Below are 25,447 nucleotides of genomic sequence, written 5' to 3' on the forward strand. Positions count from 1 at the left end.
CGAGGAGACCCCGATGACCAGGACGACGACCGACACCACCAGCAGCTCGAGGACCCGCGCGGGCGTGGGCGCCAAGTACCGCGGGAACGCGGCCCTGTTCGCGTCCCTCGCCGCCGCTGGAGCCCTGCTGCTGTCCGCCTGCGGCGGCGGTGACGACTCGGGCTCCGGGGCCAAGTCCGATGGTTCCCATGCCTCTTCATCGGCGAACGATCAAGCAGCCGACTCCGGCTACGGCGGCTCCGGCTCCATGGACCTCGCCTTCAAGTCCGGTACGGCGAAGCGGAACAGCGCGCCCGCGAAGACCGGGGACTGGGCCAATCCGCCCGGCAAGCCCGCGGCCAAGCCGGTGCAGCGCAAGTGGGTGCAGCTCTCCGCGGGCAGGGCGGGTGCCCTCGACCCGGTGGTCGTCAACGGCGCCGGTTTCACCCTCTACCGCTTCGACAAGGACACCGCGGCGCCGTCCAAGTCCAACTGCAACGACGCCTGCGCCACCACCTGGCCGCCCGTACTGGTGAACCCCGGCGGCAAGATCTTCGTCGACGGGGTGGACCCGTCGGCCGTCGGTGTCATCACGCGTGACGACGGCACCCACCAGGTCACCGTCGGCGGCTGGCCCGTCTACCGCTTCAGCAAGGACCTCAAGCCGGGCGACACCAACGGGCAGGGCGTGGGCGGCACGTGGTTCGGCGTCCAGCCCGACGGACAGAAGGCGGGGCAGCCCGCGGGCCAGGACGAGACCGCCCCCGACGAGGCCCAGCAGGCGCCCGCGACCAGCGCCGTCCTCTTCGACGACGCCAACTTCTCGGACAACGGACCGGCCCAGGGCGTCGCGGGCAAGGGCTGCCAGAACGTGGCCCGGCCGAAGGTGACCTCATCGATCTCCATGAGCGGATCGGCGAAGATCTGGTCGGGCCGTGACTGCACCGGCGAGTCCAAGGTCGTCAACGGCGATGTGGCCGACCTGGCCACGGTCGGCTTCGACAACAAGATCAGCTCGGTGAAGTTCGGCTGATCCGAAGGCCACGCGGGCGCCGTGAGCCCTGGCCTCCGCCGCTCGGCCGACCGGCCGCGGCGCCCGCCTTTCCGGTGCGTCCCCCGCGCACCACCCCGTGCCCACCCCGGCCCGCCCCTGCCGGGGTGGGCACGCCCCTGTCCGGCCGACGCCGGAAGCGGAGCCCGGCAAAGGGTGAGGCCCCGCCGCGACGGGGGAGACACGGCGGGACCCAAGGAATTGGGTGCCCAGCCTCAGCCGAGTCACACACACGCACGATAATTCTTCGCCGCCTTGAGTCATCCTTGAGTGACTCTCGAGCCACCCTCGCCACCCGGGCAGCCCCGCACCACCCCGAACACTCCCGTGCGGACGGCCCGTTGTCAGTGGCCAGCAGTACGGTCACGTCATGGCCACCAGAATCGATCTCACCCTCGACTGCGCGGACGCGCGGCTGCTCGCCGCGTTCTGGAAGACGGCTCTCGGCTATGTGGACGAGCCGCCGCCCGCGCCCTTCGCCACCCGCGAGGAGTGGTTCGCGAGCTTCGAGCTGCCGGACGACGACCCCATCGACGACTCGGCGTGGCTCTGCGCCCCGGACGGCACCGGCCCCCGGCTCTCCCTGTTGAGGGTTCCGGAACCCAAGACCGCGAAGAACCGGCTGCACGTCGACGTCCGGGTGCCGGGACACGGCGACGCCGCCGAGCGCTGGGCGCGGATCAGGGCCGAGGCCGCACGCCTCGTCGCGGCGGGCGGCCGCGTCCTGGCCGAGTTCGACGGCCACCACGTCGTGATGGCCGACCCGGAGGGCAACGAGTTCTGTGTCGCCGCCGCCCGGGCCTGAGCCCCCTCCCCTCCCCCCGCCACTCACGAGTTCCGACTCACGCGTACGTACGCTTGCCCCGCCGGTACGCGATCTCCCCCAGCACGATGTCCACACCCAGGAACACCGCCAGCGGAATGCCGAGCAGCGGCACGAAGTAGCCGAGCACGGCGATCACCGCGAGCGACGGGACAAGGACGTACGCGGGTACGTCCTGCCAGGCGCCGCGCGCCATCGGCTGCCCGAAACCGCTCCCTCGGCCACTCCCCCGGCCGCGCCGCCACCACATCCGGTAGCCCAGGACGATCAGCAGGATCAGGCAGACGGCGAGCGCGGCGAGCGCGATCTGGTTGGCGAGGCCGAACAGGGATCCGGAGTGCGCGTCGATGCCCCAGCGGGACAGCTTGGCGAGCACCGGATAGTCGTCGAAGCGCAGCACATCGGTCACTTCACCGTTCGTGGGGTCGACGGCGACGGAGTCCTGCTTCTCGGGCCAGCTGCGCTGCACCTGCTTCACGACGTACGCCGATGCCTCGTCGGTCGGCGGGACGATCTCCACCGGGTTCGAAAGGCCCTGGTCCCGGGCGGCCGTGAGGACGGTGTCTAGCCCGACGTCGGCCCCGCCCCGCCCCGCGTCTCCCCCGGCTCCGGATCCCGTCCCGGCTCCCGCTCCCGCGCCGCCGGACGCGCCGTGACCGGAGTGCTCGCCTGCCGAGCCTGCCGAGCCCGCCCCCGCCGCGCCGCCGGGCGTGATGCTCGCCGACACCGTGGGCGTCGTCTGGTCGATGGACTCGCGCAGGTCGCTGATGCTCTGGCCCGCGTACGTCGACCAGGTCAGGCCCGTCGCCGACAGGAAGAAAAGACCCGCGGCCACCCAGGCGCCCACCGATCCGTGCAGTGCCAGGGTGCGTCGGCCGCCCTTCGTCCCCCGCAGCTTCCTGCGCGACCTGCGCCGCCCGAACCACAGGACGAGCCCGCCGCCCGCGATCACCCAGAGCCAGCTGGCGGCGAGCTCGCTGTAGAGGCGGCCCGGCTCGCCGAGCTGGAGGTCCCGGTGGAGCCCGTCGATCCAGGTGCGCAGCGGCAACGCCCCGCTGGCGCCGTACTGTTCCAGCGCGCCCCGCACCTCGGCCGTGTAGGGGTTCACGAAGACGGCGAGCGTGTGGTCGGGGTCCACGCCGGGGACCCCGGAGAGCAGGACGCGGGTGGTCGCGCCCTCCTCGGGAGAGGGCCGCACCGCGCTGATCGTGCCCTCGGGGTGCGCCTTGCGCGCGGCGGCCACCTGGCGCGTCAGGGGCAGCTCCGCCTTGTCCTCGCCGACGGGGACGCGGAGTTCATCGGCGTACACGTACTTCTCGACCTGGTACGACCCCGCGTACAGCAGTCCCGTCGTGGCGGCGACGAGCAGGAAGGGGGCTATGAGCAGCCCCGCGTAGAAGTGCAGGCGCAGGACCAGGGGGCGCAGCGACGCCCCTACGGAGCGCCGGGCCGCCGGGCCGCGGTCCGCCGGGTCCTGGGGTGGCTTCGGGGGTGCGTCCGGCTGCTGCCCGTCGTCTGGGACGAGGACGGTGGGTTCGGCGGGCATAGGGCGTTCTCCTGGATCGGCGGGCCGCGGCCCGGCTCCGCAGCCGGACCGGTCCAGGAGTCGGCCCGCATGCCCGTCGGGTTCCCGCCACGTGAAGTGACGTACGCCACACGCGCGCAACTCTGCTGTGCGTACGCCGAGTTGGGGCGGCGGCCCGGTCAGGCCGGTGCGTGGTGGGCCAGCGCCAGATGCGGATCCCGCTCGCCCGCGACGGGCGCGGGGTCGGCGTGCACCGTGGCTCCGGTCAGTTTCGGCACCGCGTGCAGCAGCGCGTGTTCCGCGTCGACGGCGACCCCGTGCGCCTCCCGTACCGTCAGCGATCCGTCGACGACGACCGCGACCTCGGCGCGCAGCCGGTGCCCGATCCAGCGCAGCCGCAGCTCGCCGACCGCGTGCACACCGGCCACGTCCAGGAGCGCGCGTTCGGCGGTGTCGACGAGCGCCGGGTCGACGGCGTCCATCACGCGGTGCAGGACCTCGCGGGCGGCGTCCTTGAGGACCAGCAGGATCGCGGCGGTGATCAGCAGACCGACCACGGGATCCGCGAGCGGCAGGCCGGCGGTGGTGCCGCCCGCGCCGATCAGTACGGCGAGGGAGGTGAACCCGTCCGTGCGCGCGTGCAGCCCGTCGGCCACCAGGGCGGCCGAGCCGATCTCGCGTCCGACGCGGATGCGGTAGCGGGCCACCCATTCGTTGCCGACGAACCCGACGACGGCGGCGCAGGCGACCACGGGGATGTGGCTCATGTCCCGCGGGTTCAGGAGCCGTTCGACGGACGACCAGGCGGCGAAGGCGGCCGACGCGGCGATGGTCAGCACGATGACGACGCCCGCCAGGTCCTCGGCCCTGCCGTACCCGTAGGTGAAGCGGCGGTTCGCGGCGCGCCGTCCCATGACGAACGCGATGCCGAGCGGCACGGCGGTCAGCGCGTCGGCGGCGTTGTGCACGGTGTCGCCGAGCAGCGCGACGGATCCGGAGACGACCACGACGACGGCCTGCGCCAGAGCCGTCACCCCGAGCACGACGAGTGACACCCACAACGCCCGCATCCCGCGAGCGGAGCTCTCCAACGCGGCGTCGACCTTGTCGGCGGAGTCGTGGGAGTGCGGCGTGAACAGGTGGCGGAGGTGATGGCGCAGGCGGGCCAGGCGCGTGTGATGCGGAGGGTGACCGCCCCCGTGCGCATGAGGATCCCCGTGCTGCCGATCGTCGCTCACGTCATGCCCCTTCCCGTACGCGGATGGCGTCGCGGGCAGGCCCGCTCACCCGTCCCCCGGAGGCGGGGCGGGTGGACGCGGGCCGCCCAGACGCTCATTATGTGCGTATGAGCGCACGCATGCACCTATCACCTGCGCATCCTGCGCATCCGCACAGCCCGGGCGAGGACCAATTCGCTCTGGCGGCCGAGTTGTTGTCGTTGCTCGGCGACCGCACCCGGCTGGTGCTGCTGCGTCGGCTGGCCGACGGCGAAGCCGATGTGAGCACGCTGACGGAGGTCTGTGGAGCCGCGCGGCCCGCCGTCAGTCAGCACCTCGCGCGGCTGCGCCTCGCCGGGCTCGTGACCACGCGCAAGGAGGGGCGGCGCGTGGTCTACGCGCTCGGCGACGGTCATCTGCGCCGCGTCGTCGACGAGGCGTTGAACCTCGCACACCACCGGCTCACCGGTCGGCCCCCGCACGACTGACAGACAGTTGGCCACGTGACCGACCGGCAGGGGCCGACGCACACGCACCCGAGCCCGGCGGACTCACACGCGCGCGTCGCGGTGTGTGGTCCCGCCGTCGACCACGGTGAGCAGGACCGGCAGCTCCGGCAGGTCCCTGGCCGCGACGTCGAGCGGGCTCTCCGCGAAGACCGTGAGGTCGGCGCGGTGCCCGACGGCGAGCCGTCCCGCCTCGTGCTCGTCGCCCGCCGCGCGGGCCGCGTTGACGGTCATGCCCTGGAGCGCCTCAAGAGCGGTGAGCGCCTGCTCCGGGCCGTGCGGGTCCTGGCTCAGATCGCGGCTCGGGCGGCGGTGCCGGGCGCCCGCCATGACGGCGAGCGGCGGGTAGGGGGCGATGGGCCAGTCGGAGCCGAGGACGACCGTGGCGCCCGAGTCCCACAGGTCGCGGCAGCGCCAGGCGCGCGCCGCACGCTCCTCGCCGAGGCGGCGCGACCAGTTGTCGGTGTGGTCGGCGCGCGTGAAGTCGCAGCAGTGGGTGGGCTGCATGGAGGCGATGACGTCGAGCTCGGCGAACCTGCGCAGGGTGTCGTCGGGCACGGTCTCGATGTGCTCGACGCGGTGCCGGAGGGCCCCTGCCGCGCCGCCCCCGGCGGCCTGGGCCTTCTCGACCGAGTCGAGTACGTGCCGTACGGCGGCGTCGCCGATGGCGTGCGTGGCGGTGGGCACCCCGGCCCGGTGGAGCTCGCCGATGATGTGCGTGTAGAGGGCGGGGTCGGGCCAGAACGCGTGCGTCGACTCGCCGTGGCAGTCGGGGCGTTCGAGCCAGGCGGTGCCGTTGTCGATGGTGCCGTCCATGAAGAGCTTGACGCCCGCGGTCCGCCACAGGGCGCCGCCGACGCCCTGCCCCTCGATGAGCGCGCGCAGTCCTTCGGCGTCCGTGCCCGGCTGGCACCAGGGAGCCACGCGCAGCCGCACCGGGAGTTCGCCCGCCTCGTCCAACTCGGCGTACAGCGCCAGGCTTTCGCCGCCTGCGTCCATGGCGTGACCGCCGGTGAGCCCGGTGGCGGCCATCGCGCGCAGGGCCGCGGCGAGCCGGTCGCGGCGCTCGGCACGGGTGGGCCGCGGCGCGGCGCGCTCCACGAGCTCACAGGCGGCGTCCTCCAGGAGCAGCCCGGTGGGCCGTCCCGCCGCGTCGCAGACGACCTCGGCGGCCTGGTCGAAGGTGCGGGGTCCGTCGACCCCGGCCAGTTCGAGGGCGCGCGGGCTCGCCAGCATCGAGTGCGCGTCGAACATCTGCAGGAGCGCGGGGACGCCGTCGAGCACGGGGCCGATGGCGGCGGTCCCGACGGGCCGGTCACCGAAGACGTTCGGGTCGAGCCCCCAGCCGTGCAGCCACGCCCCGGGCGCGAGACCGCCGACCTCGCGGGCCAGCACGTCGCGCACCGCGTCCAGGTCTGCGCAGCCGGAGAGGTCGAGCCCTGCCGTCAACTCGACACCGGAGACGGGGTGGAGATGCCCGTCGACCAGGCCGGGCGTCACGACGGCCCCCTTGAGGTCGAGCACTGTCGCCGAGGGATCGGCGAGCGCCCGCACCTCCCGGTCGTCCCCCAGCGCGCGGATCCGCCCGCCGGACACGGCCAGCGCGGTCTCCGGTAGGAACGCGCCGGTGACCGGGTCGAGCAGGCGGGCGGACAGCAGGACGAGGGAGGTGGGCGGCACGGGGGCTCCTTGGGGCAGGGTTTGTGTGATGGGGGTGTACGTGCTGGCGGTGTACGTGATGGAGATGTACGTGTCGGCGTACGTGACAGCACACGTATGAGCGCGCGCATCGGCATACGCGTTGACGCACGCGTCGATGCACAGGTCGGCACCGGCCGTACGCGGGCGAGCGAGACCTCAGATCAGCCCAACGCCCCCTCCGCCAGACCCAGTTCACGCTCCGCCGTGGCGACGGCCATCCGCGCCACCGCCGGAGGCCGGTCACTGTCGCCAGTGGTGGCGTGGACACCGAGGCCGTCCAGCACGACCAGGATCTGAATGGCCGTCACATTCGCGTCTTCGGTACGGAATTCGTCGCGCTCCACGCCGTCCCTGATGACCCCCGCGAGGCGCTCGCGCCAGGCGGCCTCCTGCTCGGCGACGCGGTCGCGCAGGACGGCCCGGTAGCGGCTGAGGTGCCGCGCGTTGATCCAGAGGCGGCTGATGTCGTCGTACGACTCCCCCGTCGCCTGTGCGAAGAAGCTGACCAGGTGCTGCGTAGGCGTGCCATCGGCCCTGTCCGCGGGCAGCAGCGCGTCGAGTTCGGCGCTCGCCGCGTCGCCGAACGCCTCCGCCACCAGGTCCTCCACCGAGGGGAAGTAGTGACTGATCAGCCCCGGCCGCACGTCGAGCTCCTCGGCTATCCGCCGCAGGGTGACGCACTCCAGACCCTCGGCCAGGGCGACCGAGGCCGCCGCCACGACGATTTCCGCACGTCGGGCGGCCGGAGATTTCCGAATTCGCTTGCGCTGAACGCTTGACGACATGCCCACAACGCTATTGAGTGTGCGACCAATAAGCAAGCAGGTGGGTAGACCAGCATCCGGAGGGCCTCATGGCGTCCACGATTCCCGACCCACTCCCGGGCGGGCACACCGCGCTCGGCGCCACGGGGCCCGCCGCGACCGGCGCGGACCACGCGGGTCGCATCGAGGCCCACGGCATCGACCACATTCCCGACGGCGAACGCCACGGGCACCCGCGGGAGCTGTTCTCCGTCTGGGCCGCGGCGAACGTGAACTACCTGAGCCTGGTGATCGGCGGCGCGCTCGTCCTCATGGGGCTGAGCCTGTGGCAGGCCGTCGCGGTGATCGTGGTGGGCAACCTCTTCTGGGTGGTCACGGGCGTCCTCGCGATCTCCGGTCCCGCCTCGGGCACACCGAGCGAAGTGATCACCCGGGCGCTGTACGGCGTCATCGGGAACCGGGTGAACAACGCGGTCACCGGCTGGATGATCTCGGTCTGCTACTTCGCCCTCAATCTGTCGGCCGCCGCGACCGCCGCGTTCGCCCTGGTCGAGAAGGTGGGCATACCGGCGAACACCGGCGTCCAGGTGGCCGTCGTGGTGGTCATCGCCGCACTCACCCTGACCATCAGCGTCTACGGCCACGCCACGATCCTGCGGCTGTACCTGCCGATCACCCTCGCACTGGTCGCGGTCTTCGCCTTCGTCGCCGTCGCCGTGCTCGGGCACACCGACTTCTCGTACGCGCCCGCCGAGCCGCTGACCGGCAGCGAGCTGTGGGTGACGCTGATCTCCGGCGTCACGCTCATCGCCGCGGGCCCGTTGTCGTACACCACCAGCGCGGACTTCTCCCGCTATCTGCCGCGCACGACGTCCGCGAAGGCGGTCGCGGGCTGGACCGCCCTCGGCGCCTTCCTGCCGAGCGTCTCGGTCTGCTCGCTGGGCGCGTTCGCCGCGACCACGGTCGACATGACGGATCCGCAGACCGCGCTCGAGGGGCTCCTGCCCGGCTGGTTCACCCCCGCGTTCCTGCTGGCCCTGGTGCTCGGCACGATCTCCATCAACGCCATGACCGCGTACAGCGCCGGTCTCGCCCTGCAAGCCGTGGGCCTGCGCATCCGGCGCTCGGTCAGCGTGCTCTTCGACGGCACCGCGGCGGTCGCCCTGACCCTGTACGCGCTGCTCGTGTCCAACTTCCTCGACACCGTCAGCGACGTCCTCCAGCTCACCGTCGTCCTGCTCGGCCCCGCCATGGCCCTCTACGCCACCGACATCGTCCTGCGCCGCAACCGTTACGACGGGCTCGCGCTCACCGACGAGTCGCCGGACAGCCCCTTCTGGTACACGGGCGGCGTCCACCGGGCCGGTGCCCTGGCCCTCGTCACGGGTGTCACCTCGGCCGCGCTCTGCGTCAACACGCTCTACACCGGCCCCGTGGCCCACGCCTTGGGCGGCGCGGACCTAGCGCTGCCGGTCGGCATGATCGTCTCGTCGGCCGTCTACGCGGGGCTGACACGCGGAGGGCGCGGGATGCGCGGGGTGTGACGCTGGGAGGTGGATGCCGAAGGGGGCTCGTCGCGGATCGTCAGAGCGGCGTATGGAAGCGACGGCCGCGCTTGCCCGGCGCCTTGCCCGCGGCTTCCATGGGGATGTGAACAGCGCGTGGCTCCTCCTCGACCGGCCCCCTCATCGGGCGCCCCGTCGTATGCCCCGCTGCCCTCTGACGGAAGCGTCCGCCCGCCGCTGACGCGCCTTCCCGAAGAGTGGTGGGGCGCCGTGACCTGACACGGCGCCCCCTTCTTCGTCCTCCCTCAACACACCAGTTCCGTACGCCCTTTCACCTGCCTGCCCAAAGCCCGGAGCCCCGGTCGGCGGTGCCGCGTACCCACACCGATGGACGTCCCATGCCCGAGTCCCCCCTGTCCGCCCGCACCGTCCTCGTCACCGGCGCCACCTCCGGCATCGGCCACGAGACGGCGCGAAAGCTCGCCGAGCGCGGCGCCACCGTTCTGCTGCACGGGCGCACCCACGAGGAGGCCCGCGCCGCCGCCGACCGGCTGATCGCCACCACCGATGTCGACGCGGCCCGACTCCACACGTATGGGGCCGATTTCGCACACCTCGACGAGGTCGAGAAACTGGCGGACACGGTCGTCCGGGCACACCCACACCTGGACGTCCTGGTCAACAACGCCGGGATGGCGGCCCCCGAGCGGCACACCGTCACCGCCGACGGGAACGAGATCGCCTTCCAGGTGAACTTCCTCGCCCACTACCTCCTGACGTGCCTCCTGGAGCCCGCCCTCACCAGCGAGCCGGGCGGCCGCGTCGTCAATGTCTCCTCGTCCCTTCACCGCACCGCGTCCATCCAGTGGAGCGACCCCCAGCGCGCCCGCCGCTACTCGCGGCTCGCCGCCTACGCCCAATCGCAGCTCGCCCTCACGGTGTTCGCCGCTGACCCCCGCGTCACCGCGGTCTCCGTACACCCCGGCGCGTGCGGCACCGCCCTGCTCCCGCTGTACGCCAATGAAGGCGTCACGCCCGCCGAGGGCGCGAGCCATGTGGTGAGGCTGTGCGATCCGGCCTTCGAGATCGTCAACGGCGCCTACTACGACCGCGCCGAACGCGTCGCCCCCGCGGTCGCCGCCACGGAGGGCCGCACCGTGAAGCGGCTCAGCAGGCTCGCCGATGCGCTCGTGGGGCGCGCGGCGGTCTGACCTGACCGGCCGGGACCTCGGGTCGGCGGAGTACCGAAGTGGCCAACTGACGCCATGATGAGCCAACTTGGCTCGCCATGGCGTCAGTCGTGTGCCATGCTGGCGCCAAAAGGTGCACACCACCGGAGGACCCATGCCACACGAACCATTAACTCCCGCGCCCGCTACCGCACTTCACGAGGGCGTCGCAGCCTCAGCCGCGGACCCCGAGCCGATCCGGCTTCCCGTCGAGCGCCCCGCGGGATGCCCCTTCGATCCGCCCGCCGAGCTGGCACGGCTGCGATCGGAACGCCCGCTCACCCGGCTGAAGTTCCCCGACGGGCACGTGGGCTGGCTGGCCACCAGCCACGCGGTGGCGCGCGCGGTCCTCGCCGACTCGCGCTTCAGCTCCCGGTACGAACTCATGCACCTGCCGTTCGAGACCGGATTCACCGGCGAGCTGCCCCCGGCGCCGATCGGCGACATGACCGGGATGGACGCGCCGGAGCACACCCGCTACCGGCGGCTGCTCGCGGGCAAGTTCACCGTGCGCAGGATGGCCCAGCTCGGCGACCGCATCGAACGGATCACCGCCGACCACCTCGACGCCATGGAGCGGCAGGGGCCGGCCGTGGACCTGGTGACGGCGTACGCACGGCCCATCCCCGCCCTCACCATCTGCGAACTCCTCGGCGTGCCCTACGACGAGCACCACTTCTTCCAGGAGAGCACCGCGACGGTCATGTCCCACAGCTCCACCCCGGAGCAACTGGCCGCCACCATGACGGCGATGAACGAGTACCTGCGTCAACTGGTCGTCACCAAGCGTGCCGCGCCCACCGACGACCTGCTCAGCGACCTGACCGGCAGCGACCTCGACGACGAGGAACTCACCGGCCTCGCCGCCTTCCTGCTCGGCGCCGGTCTCGACACCACCGCCAACATGATCGCGCTCGGCACCTTCGCGCTGCTGGGCAACCCGGACCAGTTCGCCGCGCTGCGCACCGATCCGGGCCTCGCCGACCAGGCCGTCGAGGAGCTCATGCGCTACCTGACGATCGCCCAGCTAGGGGCCCAGTCCGCCCTGGAGGACGTGGAACTGGCCGGACAGCTCGTCAGGGCCGGGGAAACGGTCGCCGTCTCGATGGAGGCCGCCAACCGCGATCCGGTGAAGTATCCCGACCCCGACGTACTCGACCTGCGCCGCAAGGCGAGCGGTCAGCTCGGCTTCGGGCACGGCATCCACCAGTGCCTCGGCCAGCAGCTGGCCCGCGTCGAGATGCGGGCCGCGATCCCCGCGCTCGTCACCCGGTTCCCGACGCTGCGCCTCGCCGTCCCCGCCGACGAGATCCCGCTACGCACCGGCATGAACATCTTCGGGGTGCACCGGCTCCCCGTCACCTGGGACGAGCAGTAGTCACTTCCACGGTTCCGAGAACGACCGGCCGGGCACCGGCTTGGCGATGAGGGCCACGGCCGTGAAGAAGTTGACCTGGCCGATGGCGAACATCAAGGTGGCGAGCGCCCTGGGCTCGTAGCACTCGGCCACCTGCGCGTACAGCTCGTCGGAGACCCTCTCGCCGTCCGCGGACGGCTGGAGCACCGCCTCCACCAGGGCCAGCGCGGCACGCTCGGCGGACGTGAAGTACGGCGAATCCTGCCAGGACGTCACCGAGGCGATCCGCTCCTCGGACTCCCCCGCCGTACGCAGGAAGCCCGTGTGCAGCACGGTCAGGTAGGTGCTGCCCGCGATCTGGCCCGCACGCAGCTGGACCAGGCTGATCGTGGCGCGCGGCACCGAGCCGTTGCCCGTGACCTTGAACAGTGCGGCCGACACCTCGCCGAGCTCGGGGACCAGCTCGGCGGGGTCCTCGCTCATCCGCGGGGCCATCGGGATCTCTGCCGTGATCGAACGCGTTTCCATTGCCGTCTCCTTCAAGGGTTTCCGTATCGCTTTCACTGCCTTGACGGATCCCGGCGCGGGAGTGTGACCGGTGGCGGAAAGAAATCTTCGGGAGTCGTCTGCCGCTACCGGCTGTCGGCCGTCGCGACCCTCAGGCCGAAGCCGATCAGGACGACCGCCGTCACCCGGTCAAGCGCGCGGCGCACGGCGGGCCTCTCGAAGAACCCGCGGGCCCTGGCGAGGACCATGACGTACCCGCCGAGCCAGAGCAGCGTGAGCGCCGCGTGGAGGAGGACGAGCAGGGCCATGCCGACGTGCGAGGGCAGCGAAGGCGGCGCGAGAGTGGGCAGCAGGCCCGTGTAGAAGACGGCGATCTTCGGGTTGAGTACGTTGCTGACGAGGCCGGTGCGCCACGGGTGTCCCGCGGGCGCGGGACCGCTCGGGACGGTGGCGGACGTGTCTCCGCCGCGGCGGCTCCGCAGCCATGCCTGCACGCCGAGGAAGACCAGATAGGCGGCGCCGAGCAGTTTGACGACCGTATACGCGACAGCAGACGCGGCGAGGACGGCCGCGAGTCCCGCGACGGTGAGGACGCCCCAGACGAGCAGTCCCGTCGTGATTCCGCCGACGGTGCGGAGCCCGTCGTGCCAGCCCTCGGCGACCGCCCGTTTCGTGACGACGGCCATGTCGGGACCCGGTACCACCGTGAGCAGGGCGAGCACTCCGGCCGCCGCGATGATCTGCGTGAACATGCGGGAAGTCTGACACCCGGCGCCACCGAACCCCTCGTCGGCGGGACGGCGCGCGGTGTGACCACTGTGTCCGTGGCTGCGCAGGCGGGGGAGCGAACGCAGCCACGTCTCAGGAGCGCCGACTCCTCTGAGACGACCCCCGGCGCGAACGCCGGACGGCCGGACACCGTGGCGGGCTACATGCTCTGAACTGCCATGCCCAACCGGCAAGTTGCGTCGTTCGTGCATCGTATGGTGGCCGGATGAGCAGCGAGCGCGCAGGGGACGGGGCGCCGTCACCGGCGATGGCGAGTGTGACGACGGGAGCGTTGGCGAGGCACTTGGGCGTCTCGCCCACGACGCTGCGCTCCTGGGACCAGCGGTACGGGGTGGGCCCCGCGACGCGGAGCGACGGCGCCCACCGCCGCTGGACGCCGAAGGACATCGCCGTCCTGGAGGAGATGTGCCGCCTCACGGCGTCGGGGGTCGCACCCGCCGAGGCGGCCCGCTCCGCGAAGACCGCCGCGACCCCGCCATCGAGCATCCGCCCGTCACCCGGCGGACGCCCGTCCGCCGTCGCGCGCCCGGCATCGGTGGACCCGGCCCCGGAGCCCGCGGACGTCCGGCGGGCCCGCCGCGGTCTGATCCGGGCGGCCGTCCGCCTCGACTCCCCCGCCGTGGACCACCTGCTGTCCGCGACGATCGCGCGGCACGGGCTCGTCGTCGCGTGGGAGGAGCTCATGGTCCCGGCCCTGCACGCGGTGGGCCGCAAGTGGGAGTCGGCCGGGGACCGCTACGTCGAGGTGGAGCACCTCCTTTCGTGGCACATCCAGACAGCGCTGCGCCGGGTCACGTCGACGACGGCCGAGGCGGACCCCGCCCCTCCCGTCGTGCTGGCCTGCGTACCCGGCGAGCAGCACTCGCTCGCCCTCGACGCGCTCACCGCCGCGCTGGCCGAACGGGGCCGCCCCCTGCGCATGTTCGGCGCGGCGCTGCCGGTGCCCGCGCTGACCGCGGCCGTGCGCCGGATCGGCCCGTGCGCCGTGGTGCTCTGGTCGCAGGCGCGCTCCACCGCGAGCGTCCCGCTGGCGCAGCACGTGGCGGCCGCGCGCTGGGGCGTGAAGGGTGCGCGCGGCCGTCCGGCGGTGATACTCGCGGGCCCCGGCTGGTCGGGGCAGGCGGTGAAGGGGGCGCGCCGCCCCCTTCTGCTGCACGAGGCCCTGACCGTACTCACCGAACTCTCTCCTCGCACGGCTCCTGCCGGCGGGACACCAGGTCCTCCGTGAGGCGTGCTCGAACCCGTCGGGCGTGACGGTGTGCGGGCCGAAGAGCCGGTGTCGAACTTGGGCGGCCGTCCGCCTCGCGATCCGCGCTTGAGGCGGCTGCGGACGCGGTCCGTCAGGACCCTGATCCGCTTGCTTGGAGTGCACTCCACGGCCATAGCGTTGAGACAGCTGAACCGAACAGCTGAACCGAACACCCAACGCGTCGACGCGTCATCCCGCACGACCAACTGGAAAGACGGCAAGTGGCAGACAACCAATTCACCCCGCATGCGGAACTCTTCGATCTGCGTGGAAAGCGCGCGCTCGTCACCGGTGGCACCCGAGGCATCGGAATGATGATCGCGCGTGGCCTCCTCCAGGCGGGCGTCCGCGTGGTCATCAGCTCACGCAACGCAGAAGCATGCGCTCAGGCGCAGGAACAGCTGTCCGCATTCGGTGAGGTGCGGGCCATCCCCGCCGACCTGTCCCGCCACGACGAGTGCCGGCGACTGTCCGACCTCGTCACCGCCGACTCGGAGCAGCTCGACATCCTCGTCAACAACGCGGGCGCCATGTGGGACGAGCCGCTGGAGACGTTCCCGGACGCGGCCTGGGACACGGTCGTCGACCTCAACCTGAAGTCGCCGTTCTGGCTGGTGCAGGCGCTGCTGCCCGCACTTCGCAGGGCGGGCACCGCCGACGATCCCGCGCGGATCATCAACATCGGCAGCATCGCCGCCATCCACATCCCCCAGCGGCCCAACTACTCGTACTCCAGTAGCAAGGCCGCACTGCACCAACTCACCAGAGTGCTCGCCAAGGAACTAGGACCGCAGCACGTCACCGTGAACGCCGTGGCGCCGGGACCGTTCCCGTCGGCGATGATGGCCGCAACCCTCGATGAGCTCGGCGAGGCGATCGCCGCGTCGGCCCCACTACGCCGGATCGGCCGCGACGACGACATGGCGGGTGTCGCCGTGTTCCTCGCCAGCCGGGCAGGCGCATACCTCACAGGCACCGTGATCCCCGTCGACGGCGGCATCGCCACAACCGCGTAGGCCGCCCAGAGTCCGTCGGACCAGCACCTTCACCACAGACCCTAGTAGTCGTACGGCTTCGTCTTGTTCCAGTTGGTGACGTCCGCGCTGGTCCAGGTGAACTTCGAGGGGACGCCCTTGCCGTCGAAGGCCGCCTGGTCGGTGCCAGGACCGGTGTCGCCGGTGCGGTCGCGCAGGGCGATGCTCAGGTCGCCCGAGGTGTGGGGCCTCGCGGAGTCGGTGAAGAGGTTCACGGCCGCGTAGACCTTGGCGCCGGGCCGCACCGTGATGCGGGCGGCGCCGCCCGGGGCGTCCTTGGCGGAGTGGGGCAGCACCTTGGTCGTGTCACCGAGCATCACCGACGGGTAGGAGGTCACCCAGCACGGCGCGGCGTCGGCGTTCGTCGCGGTGATGAGCAGATGCTCGCCCTGCTGCTTCGCGAACCGGTGCACCACCGAGTAGGAGATCTCGTCTCCGTTGCACTGCCGGGTCGCGGTGGCCTTGGCCGTGCCGCGCGCGGCACTCGCCTTGCTGACCGTGACGCTGTCGGCCCCCGCGCCGGTCCCCGTCTCGACGGTCCTGGTGGTGCCGGTCTTCGCGTCCGCCTTGTCGCCGCCGTTGCCGCTGCCCGGACTGCCGCAGGCAGCCAGGCCGAGGGCGAGGGTGGCGGTGGTGCCGGCCAGGACTGCGGTGCGGATCCGGTGCGTGCGCATGGTGGTGCTCCCCGATTGGGTGGTGCGGTGGTCGACGCGACAGTTTGTCGCGGTGTGACCACCTTGGCAGGATCTGCTGGCGTCGCGATCACGCACCGCTGACGTTCCGCTGACGTCCACGAATGCCGCGGGATCCGCCCCCTCTCACGCCCCGACGGCGAGCCTCGCCCGTGCCGCGTCGCGCCGCGCGCGGTACGCGTCGTCGTCCGTCACCCGGAGCAGCGCGCCGAGCGCCCGCACCGCCCCGTCGTCGTACCCGGCCGCCTCCGCGTCCCGCGCCGCCTCGTCGAGACAGCGCACGCCCTCGATCTCGTCGCCGAGGCCGACCAGTGCCTCACCGGCCGCCGCGAGCAGCAGCACCCGGGCCGACGCGGGGGCGTCCGGGGCCTGGAGGGAGCTGGCCGCCGTCGCGGTGGAGAGCGCCGACTGCCATTGCCTGGCGTCGAGTTGATGCCTGGTCAGGTGGTAGAGGGCGAGGCGCTCGGTGTGGCGTTCGCCCGTCGCGCGGGCGATGTCCACGGCGCGCAGGCAGCCGTCGGCCGCCTCTTCCACGTCGCCGAGGGCGGCCTGCGCCAGGGAGAGGTTGATCAGCGCGGTGGCCTCGCCGCCCGGGTCTCCCGCGCGGGCGGCGAGTTGCGGGGCCTCCTCCAGGTGGGGCAGCGCCTCCGCGGTGCGGCCCTCCTCGGTCAGGACCCAGCCGAGGAGCGCGAGGACCCGCGACTGGGCGTACGCGTCGGCGTCGGCCCGTGCCGCGGCGAGCGCCGTGTACAGGAGCGGGGACCAGCCGTCGAGGACCCGCCACACCATGAGCGGCCACAGCGCGAGGACGAGGCGCCAGGTCCTGCCGTGCAGCCCGGCCGCGTCCGCGGCGCCCGCCGCGAGGATGAGGTCGTCGCGTTCGGCGGCGTACCAGGCCATCGCGGCCTCTCGGCCCTCGAACTCCCTTACCTCGGCGGGCGGATGGAACTCATCGGGCAGCTGGAAGCACGGTTCGCCGTCGTGCTCGGCGGCCCGGGCCGCGGCGAGCCCGGTGGCGATGTAGTGGTCGAGCACGCGGGGCAGGGCGTCGGGGTCGGCGTCCATGCCGCGTGCGTAGAGGCGTACGAGGTCGTGCAGTGTCCAGCGGCCCGGGGCGCTGTGCGTCAGGAGGTGGGCCGCGGCGAGCTGGTCTAGTGCCGCCTCCGCGGCGGCCGGGGTGGTGCCCGCGAGGGCGGCTGCCGCGCGGCGGTCGACGCGGGTTCCCGGGTGGCGGCCGAGGTGGGCGAAGTGGTGCGCGGCGCCGGGCGGGAGGCGGCGCACGGACAGCTGGAGGGCCGCGCGCACCCCGGTGTCCTCCGCGTCGAGGAGGCTGAGCCTGCGCGTCGCGTCCGACAGTTCGTCCGCCATGGCGGCGAGCGTCCAGTGCGGCTGGTCGGCGAGGCGGGCCGCGGCGACCCGCAGGGCGAGCGGGAGCCCGTCGCAGAGCCTGGCGAGGCGGCGCGCGGCGATCGGTTCCGCGTGCACCCGTTCGGGTCCGAGCACCGCGGCGAGCAGCGCCGCGCTGTCCTCGTCGCCCAGGACGCCGAGCGGCACGGGCCGTGCGGCGTCGGAGGCGATGAGGCCGCGCAGCCGGTGGCGGCTGGTGACGACGGTGACGCAGTCGGCCCCACCGGGCAGCAGGGGCCTGGCCTGTTCGGAGGAGCGCGCGTTGTCGAGGACGACGAGGATCCTGCGCTCGGCGGTCAGCGAGCGGAACAGGGCGGCGGCGCTGTTCACCGACTCCGGTATCCGGCGCGGCGCGACACCGAGGGCAAGGAGGAACTCCCTTAGTACGTCGATGAGTTCGGGCTCGCCCGTGTCGCTGAAGCCGCGCAGGTCGATGTGGAGCCTGCCGTCGGGGAAGCGGTCGCGCTCGCGGTACGCCCAGTGCACCACGAGGGAGCTCTTGCCCACCCCCGCGGGACCGGTGACCAGGCACACGGGCGCCTCTCCGGAGGCCGCCCCGGACAGCGCGGCGAGCTCGGCGCCGCGTCCGTGGAATCCGCGCGGCGCGCGCGGCAGCAGATCGACGGGGGCCGCGGTGACGACGGGCACCGACGCGCCGGGGGGCGCGGTACGGGCCGCCGCCCCGCCCCGCTCGCCCACCGGGACCCCGGCCTCTCCCTCGTCCTCGTCGTCGTACTGTCCGCGCAGGGCCAGGGCGTACGCCTCGGCGAGTTCGCGCCCGGGGTCGACCCCCAGCTCGTCGGCGAGCAGGCGCCGGGTGCGGTGGAAGCAGTCGAGTGCCTCGGAGCGCCTGCCCGCCCGCCGCAGCGCGGTGACCAGCGCGGCGGAGAGCGATTCGCGCAGCGGATGGGCGCCCGTCTCGGCGCGCAGCACCGCGGCGGCCCGGGAGTGCTCGCCCAACGTGCCGTATCCCTGGGCGAGTTGCTCGACGGCGGAGAGGCGGAGCTCCTCCAGGGCGCCCGCCGCGGCCTGCAGCGGCGGGCTGGGGAAGACGCCGTTCAGCGCGGGCCCCTGCCACAGCGCGAGTGCCTCTTGGTACATGACGACGGCGTCGCCCACCGAGCGCTGGCCGCGGGCGAGGGTGACCAGCTCCTCGAAGCGGTGGGCGTCGAGCAGGCTCTCGGGCATCCGCAGCGCGTAGGCCGCGCCCTGGGTGGCGAGCTCCACGCCGTACATCGCGGCGTCCGCCGTCTCCAGGAGGGTCCGCAGGTGCGACACGTGTCCCTGGATGACGCTGCGGGCGCGCGGCGGCGGTTCGTCGTCCCACAGGGCGGCGGTGAGCTGGTCGACGGGGACGGGGAAGTTGGGCCGCAGCAGCAGCGCGGCGAGCAGGCTGCGCCGCTTGGCGGGGCCGAGCGCGAGGTCACCGGCCTCGGTGGCCACGGACACCGATCCGAGCAGCCGGAACTCCACGAAGCCTGCACCTCCAGAAGCGAAAGATCGACAGCTTATCGTCAGCCGTCGGGGAGCACGGAGCGCCCGGGCGAGGGGAAGGTGGCAGGAAGATGTCCGAGACGCGGTACTTCGAGAAGAGCGAAGGCGCGGTGGTGCGGCACTGGCGGATCAGCCGGTCCGGCATCCGCTGCCACATCGCCTGGGGGCGGGTCGGCGGGCGCACCCTGGGGTCGAGCATGACGCTGGACGACGCGGCACATGCCGTACGCCACGTCAACAAGAAGGTCGCCGAGAAGCTGCGGCAGGGGTACGTGGAGGTCGCCGCCGACCCGTCCTTCGCGGCGGCCGACGCCGCCCCCGACCCGCTCGCGGACGCGCCGCTCCTTGAGGTGATGCGGGTCAGCGAGTCCCAACGGTACGCGGGGGCCTGGGAGTTCTTCTGGAACGGGTACGAGGAAGTGGCGGGGCATCCCGGGACGTTCGCGAAGTTCCACGACTTCCGGGCGGGCCCAGGACCCTTCCACGACTATCTGGTCCTCGCCGATGACGGGCGGCGCGGCCTGTCCTTCGTCGTGAAGGAGCCGGGGCACAGCCGCGAGCGGGTGTCGGCCTTCCTCGACTTCGTCCGGCCCCGCGTCGGCCTCGCCTTCGACGGCCGCTCCCACCACAAGGTGGCGCTGCCCGCCCCCGTCGGCCGCCTGGACCACGTGCTGTTCTGCGCGCCCTCGCTGCACGGCGCGCGGTACGGCGGACGGCTCGCGGGCGCGTTCCCCGTGCACGGCTGCGAGATCGCCGACGAGGACACCGAGACGCTGGTCGAGGCCCGCATCAAGGGGCGCGGCTCGCTGCCGTCGACCACCTGGGACCGCGACCCCTGCCCCGTGCTCGACCTGAAGTTCGACCTGCGCCGCGAGAGCGGCTTCGCGGAGCTCGGCGGCCGCTCCGCCGTGCGCGAGAAGACGTTCAAGGTCTATCCGCGGCCGATGCTGGAACGCGCGCTCCGGCTGCTGCCGGAGGCGACCGCCGACAGCACCCTGGAGATCCGCAACCACCGCCGCGAGGTCCTCACCCTCACCCCGCCCGACCTCGCCCCGGGCACCGCGGCCGAGATCGACCGGTTCCTGCTGGGCGGGCCGGTCCTGAGGTGAGGGCCGCGGCCCCGAGGAACCGGCCGCCCCCTTTACAGACGCGGCGCGAGGCCCTTCCCTCAGGGCATGGAAGCCGCCTGGCCCTCACTGTCCGCGTCCCTCTCGTCCGCCGTGGTCGCCGCGGCCGTGGCCCTCGTCGTCGCCTTCGTCACGCCGTCGCTCAAGTACGGCTTCGACAAGCGGTTCCACCGGCGCAAGCTCGACATCGAGTACACCTACGAGCAGCAGAAGGAGCTCCGCAACCGCATCGCCCTCTACAAGGGCCTCCTCCTGGAGACCGGCGGCGCCCTGCGCAACCGGCTGGCCAACTTTCTCACGCACGAGGCGGACGGCTGGCTGCGCGGCCGGGGCCGGTGCGGCGAGTCCGGCTACTACCTGCGCTCCTTCGCGTACCGCATCCTGTGCCTGGTGGCCGCCTGCCGACTCATCGAGCGCCAGGCGCTCTACGTGGACAGCGTCGTCGCGGCCCGCTCCGACCGCAGGTTCCTGGAGGCGATGAAGCTCAACATCGCCGTATGGACGAGGGCGGACCTGTTCGAGGGCCTTCCGTACGACGGCGGCGCCAACGACGACCACTTCTTCCGCGACCACCTGACGGACATGGCCGACACGCTCTACGAGGACGGGCGACTGCTCTCCCTCAAGGAGTTCGGCCACCGGCTCGTGGCGGACGACGACGAGTACCTCACCGTCTTCACCTTCCTGGACGGGGCATGCCGCCAGGAGTCGGCGCGTTTCCGCTTCGACCGGCTCATCGCGGTGCATCTGGTGCTGCTCGCCACCCTCAACCGGTTCGGGTACGCGTATCAGCGGCTGCCCTACGACCGGTTCGCCGCCGTCGCCCGCGAGTGCGAACATCCCGTCGTCCTCGCCAACCTCTGCGCCATGGTGCGGGAGTACTGCCTCGACGAGGAGGACGGGTTCCGGTACCTGGTCCGGGCCGCGGAGGGGGTGGGTGCCGGTCAGTGACGGGCGCGGTCGAGTGTGACGACCGCGTCGGCACCGGCCAGGCCCGAGCGTTCGTGGGTGACCAGGAGAGTCGTACGACCGCGGGTCGCGTCGAGGATGTCGGCCAGCACGTCGGCCGCCGTGTCGGGGTCGAGGCCCTCGGTGGGTTCGTCCAGGACGAGGACGGGCGGGTCGGCGAGCAACGCGCGGGCAAGGAGCAGGCGTTGGCGCTGGCCGCCCGACATCGTGGCGCCGTCCCCGCCGACGAGGGTGTCCCAGCCGTCGGGCAGCCCCTCGATCCACTCCAGGATCCTGGCCCTGCGCGCCGCTACGCGCAGCTCTGCCTCGCTCGCGCCGGGGCGGGCGAGGAGGAGGTTGGCGCGGAGGGTGGCGTGGAAGACGTGCGCGTCCTGGGTCATGCCGGTGATCAGGCCGCGGACGTCGGCGCCCGCGCAGTCGCGCAGCTCGCGTCCGGCGACCCGGATGCTGCCCGCCTCGTACGGGACGAACCGCATGAGCGCCGCGATCAGCGTCGACTTCCCCGAGCCGCTGGCGCCGACGAGGACGATCCTGCGCCCCGGCGGCAGCCGCAGGCTCACCCCTTGCAGGGCCGGGGGCGCGTCGGGGTGGTGCCGGACCCGGAGGCCGGTGATCTCCACGCCGACCGGGCCTTCGGTGGGCAGCGGCGCCGGATCGAGGGGTTCGGTGACGGGTGGCGGCGCGTCGAGCACATCGGCCAACCGGCGTGCGGACACCCGCACTTCGGCCAGTCGCCGCGCGGCGGCGGGCAGGGGCACGAGGGCTTCGAAGGCGACGAGGGCAAGGACCGCGAGGACGGTGAGGCGCACGGCGGGCAGCGCGCCGTCCGCGTGGGCGCGCAGCGCGAGCCAGGTGACACCGGCCGTCGCGGCGCCCTGGCACAGCAGCACCACGGCGGACGCGAGTGACGTGGTCAGGGCGCCCCGGCGTTCCAGCGCGGCGATCCGGGAGGCGGCGCGGCGGGCCCGGTCGTGGGTGCGGCCCCGGGCGCCGTAGGCGGCGAGGTCCGCCGCCCCTCGGGTCAAGTCGACGGTGAGCGCGGCGAGTTCGGCTCGCGCCGCCTTCTCCGTACGGCCCGTACGGCGGGACAGCGCGAGCACCAGCGCGGGCACCAGGAGTCCGGCCACGGCGAGGAGCAGCCCGAGCAGCACGCCCGCCTGCGGCAGCAGCGCCATGGCGGTGCCGGTGGCGGCCGCGGCGACCGCGCAGGCGGCCGCCACCGGGATCAGGACCCGCAGGAGCAGGTCCTGGGCGGCGTCGACGTCGTCGACGAGCCGGGTCAGGAGGTCGCCGCCACGGAAGGCCAGGGTGCCCGCGGGGGCGAGCGGCACGAGCCCCTCGTACACCCGGGTGCGGAAGCCCGCGACGGCCCGGAGCACCCCGTCGTGACCGAGGAGCCTGTCGGTGTAGCGGAGCGCTCCGCGCCCGAGGGCCAGGGCGCGCACGGCGACGATCGCGAGGCTCACCGAGGCCAGCGGGGGCTGTTCGGCGGCGCGGGTGATCAGCCAGGAGGCGGTGGCCATCAGCGCGGCCCCCGCGAGGTCACTGCCCGCGGCGGCGAGCGCGGCGGGCAGCAGCCTGCGCCAGTACGGGAGGAGGTGGCGCAGGAGGCCGAGGGTGGGGTGCCGCCGTGGATGCGACCGGGGCGAGGGGGATGCGGGAGACGCGAGAGGCCCGGGAGCGGCTGCCGTGCAGGACGTCATGAGGTCACCAGGCTTTCCCCGGGTGCCGGTCCGGGGCCGACGAGGAGATCGGGGGCGGGGCCCGTGGGCACGAGGCCGCCCTCCCGTACGGTGACGACCCGGTCCGCGTGCGGCAGCAGACTCGTCCGGTGGGCGACCACGATCGCGGTGCGCCCGCGCATCAGGTCGACGGTGGCGCGCGTCACGGCGGCCTCGCTCTCGGGGTCGAGGTGGGCGGTCGGCTCGTCGAGGAGCAGCACGGGCGCGTCCTTGAGGAACGCGCGGGCCAGCGCGATCCGTTGGCGCTGACCCGCCGAGAGCCCGGCGCCGTGTTCGCCGAGGACCGTGTCGTACGCAAGGGGCAGCTCCGCCACGAAGCGGTCCGCGCAGGCGGCGCGGGCCGCCCGCAGCACCTCGGCGTCGCTCGCGCCGGGGCGTCCCAGGCGGATGTTGTCGGCGACGGAGGCCGCGAACAGGTGCGGCCGCTGCGGCACCCACGCCACCTGGGCGCGCCATGCGTCGGGGTCGAGCTCCGCGAGGTCGGCGCCGCCGACGGTGACACGGCCTCGGGCGGGACTCATGAAGCCGAGGAGCAGGGCCAGGAGGGTGGACTTGCCCGCGCCGCTCGGGCCGACCAGGGCCACGTGTTCGCCGGGGCCGACGGAGAGCGAGACGCGGTGGAGGGCGGGCTCGGCGCGGCCGGGGTACTGGACCGTGACGTCGTCCAGGCACAGCCGCGCCGTACGGGGGTCGGGGACCGGGGCGCGGGTGCCGGTGGGCTCGGTGGACAGGCCACCCGGGGCGCCGGAGCCGCGCCCGTCCTCCCGCTCGTCGAGGATCGCGAAGACCCGTTCGGCCACCGCGACGCCCTCCGCGCTGTCGTGGAAAGCCGCGCCCGCCGCGCGCAGCGGCAGATACGCCTCGGGGGCGAGGAACAGGACGACCAGCGCCGTGCGGAGATCCACGTCGCCGTGCAACAGCCGCAGTCCGACCGGTACGGCGACCAGTGCGACGGAGAGCGTGGCGAGAGTCTCCAGGACGAAGGAGGAGAGGAACGCCACGCGCAGCGTCCGCATGGTGGCCCGCCGGTGGGCGTCGGCCATCTCGCCCACCACCCGGCTCTGGTGCCGCTCGCGGCCGAACGCGCGCAGGGTCGGCAGTCCGGCCACCACGTCGAGGAAGTGACCGCCGAGCCGGGCGAGCAACTGCCATTGCCGGGCGGTACGTTGAGTGGTGTGCAGGCCGACCAGCGCGCCGAGTACGGGGATCAGCGGCAGTGTCACGACGATGATCAGCGCCGAGGTCCAGTCGGTCCACAGCAGCCAGCCGACGACCGTGAGGGGCACCACCGCGGCAGCCGCCATCGTGGGCAGATAGCCGACGACGTACGGATCGATGGCGTCGACGCCGCGGGTCAGCAGCGTCACCGTCTCACCGTGGCGGCGGGACGCGAGAGGCAGCGGCCCGGTGTGCCGGAGCCTGCCGGTGACCTTGTCGCGGAGCGTGCGCTTGGCGTCGGCCGCGGCGCGCTGCGCGAGCCCGCCGCGGGCCCAGGCGAGGAGCGCGCGCAGTGCCATGACGGCGCCGAGTGCCGCGAGCGGCCCGGTCCGTGGCGGCTGCCCCGCGAAGCCGTCCGCGAGCACCGTCGCGAGCAGCGCCGCCTGGGCGACGACGAGTCCGCCGCCGGCCAGGGCGAGCACCGTGGAGTACGTCATGTGGCGCCTCAGCACGGGGAGTTCGCGCATCAGGCGGCGTTCGGCGGGCTTCATTCCTGGCCCCTCTCGTCGCTTGCCGTCGCGGTCAGAAGTAGCTGGGGTGGCGTCGACCCGTCCGCCCCCGGAAGGCCCACCAGCTCCAGGACTGGTACGCGAGGATCACCGGGACCACCAGGACTCCGAACACGCTGAGGATCTTCAGCGTGGCGTCGTCGGTGACGGCGTGGTCGATGGTCAGGCCGGTGCCCGCCGAGCTGATCAGGAGGTAGGGGTAGTGGCCCGCGCCCACGAGCAGCACGGGCAGCGCGGTGGCGCAGCAGGTGGCCGCGAACGCCCGGACCCGGTGACCGCGCGAGAGGGACCACCAGGCTCCGGCGAGCGCCGCCACGAGCAGGGCGGCGATGACCGCCGAGGTGGCGCGGTTCGTCATCGAGGCACCCGCGCCGAAGAGCGTCAGGAGCAGCGCGATCGAGCCCACGGCGGCCACGCCGGTCAACAGGCTCAGCCCCATGTCGCGTGCCTTCGCGGCGAGTTCGGGCGTCGAGCGCAGCGCGACGAATCCGGCGCCGTGCGCCGCGAAGAGCAGTGCGGTGCTCACTCCACAGGCCAGCACGAACGGCGAGAACACCTCGCCGTAGCCGATGTGGAAGCTCCCGTCGGGCCGCCGTGGCACACCGTGCAGGAGCAGCCCGACGACGAGCCCCCAGCACAGCGCGGGCAGCGCGCCGCCGATCACGATCAGGGCGTCCCACCACCGTCGGCCACGTGCGCCGCGTGAACGACCGCGCAGTTGGACGGCCGCGTTGCCGAGGACCAGGCCGACGAGGATCGCCACGATCAGCGGGTACAGGCCGGACAGGAGCGTGCCTTCCAGGTGCGGGAAGGCACCGAACAGGACACCGGTGAAGGCGACGAGCCACACCTCGTTGCCCAGGAAGAAGGGTGCGATGGCATCGAGGGCGGCGTTCCTGTCGGGACGGCTCTCGCGGTCGTCGCCGAGGTAGGGATGCAGCATCTGTACGCCGTAGTCGTACCCGCCGAGCACGAAGTACCCGGCGAGAAGCAAGCCGAGCAGGGCCAGCCAGAGGGTCTCCAGACTCATTTCGTTCAACTTTCCGTGGCAGA

The 25,447-nt window shown here is 73.0% G+C and carries 21 protein-coding genes; 10 read left to right on the top strand and 11 right to left on the bottom strand.

The features are described from left to right. Window positions 1-13 precede the first annotated feature (13 nt). Both CP970_RS01255 and CP970_RS01260 read left to right on the top strand, forming a co-directional pair. A complete protein-coding gene (locus tag CP970_RS01255) occupies window positions 14-1,012 on the top strand; it encodes a hypothetical protein (RefSeq protein WP_150492844.1) in 999 nt (332 codons plus the stop codon). 388 nt (window positions 1,013-1,400) lie between these two features. Continuing rightward, on the top strand, window positions 1,401-1,835 hold the full coding sequence (locus CP970_RS01260; protein ID WP_150492846.1) for a VOC family protein: 435 nt from the start codon (window positions 1,401-1,403) through the stop codon (window positions 1,833-1,835). A 37-nt stretch (window positions 1,836-1,872) separates the two neighbouring features. Here CP970_RS01260 and CP970_RS01265 read toward each other — a convergent pair whose 3' ends face one another. Both CP970_RS01265 and CP970_RS01270 read right to left on the bottom strand, forming a co-directional pair. After that, window positions 1,873-3,399, bottom strand: coding sequence for a PepSY-associated TM helix domain-containing protein (locus CP970_RS01265; protein WP_150492848.1), 1,527 nt, complete (start codon window positions 3,397-3,399; stop codon window positions 1,873-1,875). 158 nt (window positions 3,400-3,557) lie between these two features. Then, window positions 3,558-4,616, bottom strand: coding sequence for a cation diffusion facilitator family transporter (locus CP970_RS01270; protein WP_055552838.1), 1,059 nt, complete (start codon window positions 4,614-4,616; stop codon window positions 3,558-3,560). A gap of 107 nt (window positions 4,617-4,723) precedes the next feature. Between CP970_RS01270 and CP970_RS01275 the strand changes: the two genes are divergently transcribed. Then, window positions 4,724-5,083, top strand: coding sequence for an ArsR/SmtB family transcription factor (locus tag CP970_RS01275; RefSeq protein ID WP_055552836.1), 360 nt, complete (start codon window positions 4,724-4,726; stop codon window positions 5,081-5,083). 63 nt (window positions 5,084-5,146) lie between these two features. Here the strand turns inward: CP970_RS01275 and CP970_RS01280 are convergent, their stop codons facing one another. Both CP970_RS01280 and CP970_RS01285 read right to left on the bottom strand, forming a co-directional pair. Continuing rightward, window positions 5,147-6,781: an amidohydrolase gene (locus tag CP970_RS01280; protein WP_055552834.1), complete on the bottom strand. Its 1,635-nt coding sequence runs from the start codon at window positions 6,779-6,781 to the stop codon at window positions 5,147-5,149. Window positions 6,782-6,963: 182 nt separating this feature from the next. Further along, window positions 6,964-7,587: a TetR/AcrR family transcriptional regulator gene (locus tag CP970_RS01285; protein WP_055552832.1), complete on the bottom strand. Its 624-nt coding sequence runs from the start codon at window positions 7,585-7,587 to the stop codon at window positions 6,964-6,966. A gap of 68 nt (window positions 7,588-7,655) precedes the next feature. Between CP970_RS01285 and CP970_RS01290 the strand changes: the two genes are divergently transcribed. From CP970_RS01290 to CP970_RS01300, 3 genes are all read left to right on the top strand, one after another. Further along, a complete protein-coding gene (locus tag CP970_RS01290; protein ID WP_055552831.1) occupies window positions 7,656-9,110 on the top strand; it encodes a purine-cytosine permease family protein in 1,455 nt (484 codons plus the stop codon). A 359-nt stretch (window positions 9,111-9,469) separates the two neighbouring features. Continuing rightward, window positions 9,470-10,282 (top strand): SDR family NAD(P)-dependent oxidoreductase, encoded by an 813-nt coding sequence (locus tag CP970_RS01295; RefSeq protein ID WP_055552829.1) that lies wholly within the window; start codon window positions 9,470-9,472, stop codon window positions 10,280-10,282. 133 nt (window positions 10,283-10,415) lie between these two features. Continuing rightward, window positions 10,416-11,678: a cytochrome P450 gene (locus CP970_RS01300; protein WP_079043839.1), complete on the top strand. Its 1,263-nt coding sequence runs from the start codon at window positions 10,416-10,418 to the stop codon at window positions 11,676-11,678. Here the strand turns inward: CP970_RS01300 and CP970_RS01305 are convergent, their stop codons facing one another. After that, window positions 11,679-12,185: a carboxymuconolactone decarboxylase family protein gene (locus CP970_RS01305; protein WP_055552827.1), complete on the bottom strand. Its 507-nt coding sequence runs from the start codon at window positions 12,183-12,185 to the stop codon at window positions 11,679-11,681. It abuts the gene before it with no gap. A 104-nt stretch (window positions 12,186-12,289) separates the two neighbouring features. Continuing rightward, window positions 12,290-12,916: a LysE family translocator gene (locus CP970_RS01310; protein WP_055552825.1), complete on the bottom strand. Its 627-nt coding sequence runs from the start codon at window positions 12,914-12,916 to the stop codon at window positions 12,290-12,292. Window positions 12,917-13,158: 242 nt separating this feature from the next. Here CP970_RS01310 and CP970_RS01315 point away from each other — a divergent pair, with 242 nt between their 5' ends. Both CP970_RS01315 and CP970_RS01320 read left to right on the top strand, forming a co-directional pair. Further along, the gene (locus CP970_RS01315) at window positions 13,159-14,181 is read left to right on the top strand and encodes a MerR family transcriptional regulator (RefSeq protein ID WP_055552823.1); all 1,023 of its coding nucleotides are present in this window, start codon (window positions 13,159-13,161) and stop codon (window positions 14,179-14,181) included. A 242-nt stretch (window positions 14,182-14,423) separates the two neighbouring features. Then, window positions 14,424-15,218 (top strand): SDR family oxidoreductase, encoded by a 795-nt coding sequence (locus tag CP970_RS01320; RefSeq protein ID WP_055550218.1) that lies wholly within the window; start codon window positions 14,424-14,426, stop codon window positions 15,216-15,218. 41 nt (window positions 15,219-15,259) lie between these two features. On the opposite strand, the gene CP970_RS01325 is transcribed toward CP970_RS01320, so the two are convergent. Further along, window positions 15,260-15,910 (bottom strand): DUF4232 domain-containing protein, encoded by a 651-nt coding sequence (locus CP970_RS01325; RefSeq protein WP_055550216.1) that lies wholly within the window; start codon window positions 15,908-15,910, stop codon window positions 15,260-15,262. Between the two features lie 144 nt (window positions 15,911-16,054). Then, window positions 16,055-18,808, bottom strand: coding sequence for an AfsR/SARP family transcriptional regulator (locus tag CP970_RS01330; RefSeq protein WP_055550214.1), 2,754 nt, complete (start codon window positions 18,806-18,808; stop codon window positions 16,055-16,057). A 92-nt stretch (window positions 18,809-18,900) separates the two neighbouring features. Between CP970_RS01330 and CP970_RS01335 the strand changes: the two genes are divergently transcribed. Then, on the top strand, window positions 18,901-19,938 hold the full coding sequence (locus CP970_RS01335) for a WGR domain-containing protein (protein WP_055550212.1): 1,038 nt from the start codon (window positions 18,901-18,903) through the stop codon (window positions 19,936-19,938). 66 nt (window positions 19,939-20,004) lie between these two features. Further along, window positions 20,005-20,907: a hypothetical protein gene (locus CP970_RS01340; protein WP_055550210.1), complete on the top strand. Its 903-nt coding sequence runs from the start codon at window positions 20,005-20,007 to the stop codon at window positions 20,905-20,907. Here CP970_RS01340 and cydC read toward each other — a convergent pair. The 3 genes from cydC to cydB are packed head-to-tail and all read right to left on the bottom strand — an operon-like array spanning window position 20,901 to window position 25,424. Continuing rightward, entirely contained in the window at window positions 20,901-22,628 is a 1,728-nt protein-coding gene (gene cydC / locus CP970_RS01345) for a thiol reductant ABC exporter subunit CydC (protein ID WP_055550208.1), read from the bottom strand. The two genes, CP970_RS01340 and cydC, sit on opposite strands and share 7 nt — an antisense overlap. After that, the gene (gene cydD / locus CP970_RS01350; protein ID WP_150492850.1) at window positions 22,625-24,376 is read right to left on the bottom strand and encodes a thiol reductant ABC exporter subunit CydD; all 1,752 of its coding nucleotides are present in this window, start codon (window positions 24,374-24,376) and stop codon (window positions 22,625-22,627) included. The genes cydC and cydD overlap by 4 nt, the downstream gene beginning before the upstream one ends. A 31-nt stretch (window positions 24,377-24,407) precedes the next feature. Beyond that, entirely contained in the window at window positions 24,408-25,424 is a 1,017-nt protein-coding gene (gene cydB / locus CP970_RS01355; protein WP_055548193.1) for a cytochrome d ubiquinol oxidase subunit II, read from the bottom strand. Between the last annotated feature and the right edge of the window lie 23 nt (window positions 25,425-25,447).

The sequence above is a fragment of the Streptomyces kanamyceticus genome (genome assembly GCF_008704495.1).
GTDB classification, from domain to species: domain Bacteria; phylum Actinomycetota; class Actinomycetes; order Streptomycetales; family Streptomycetaceae; genus Streptomyces; species Streptomyces kanamyceticus.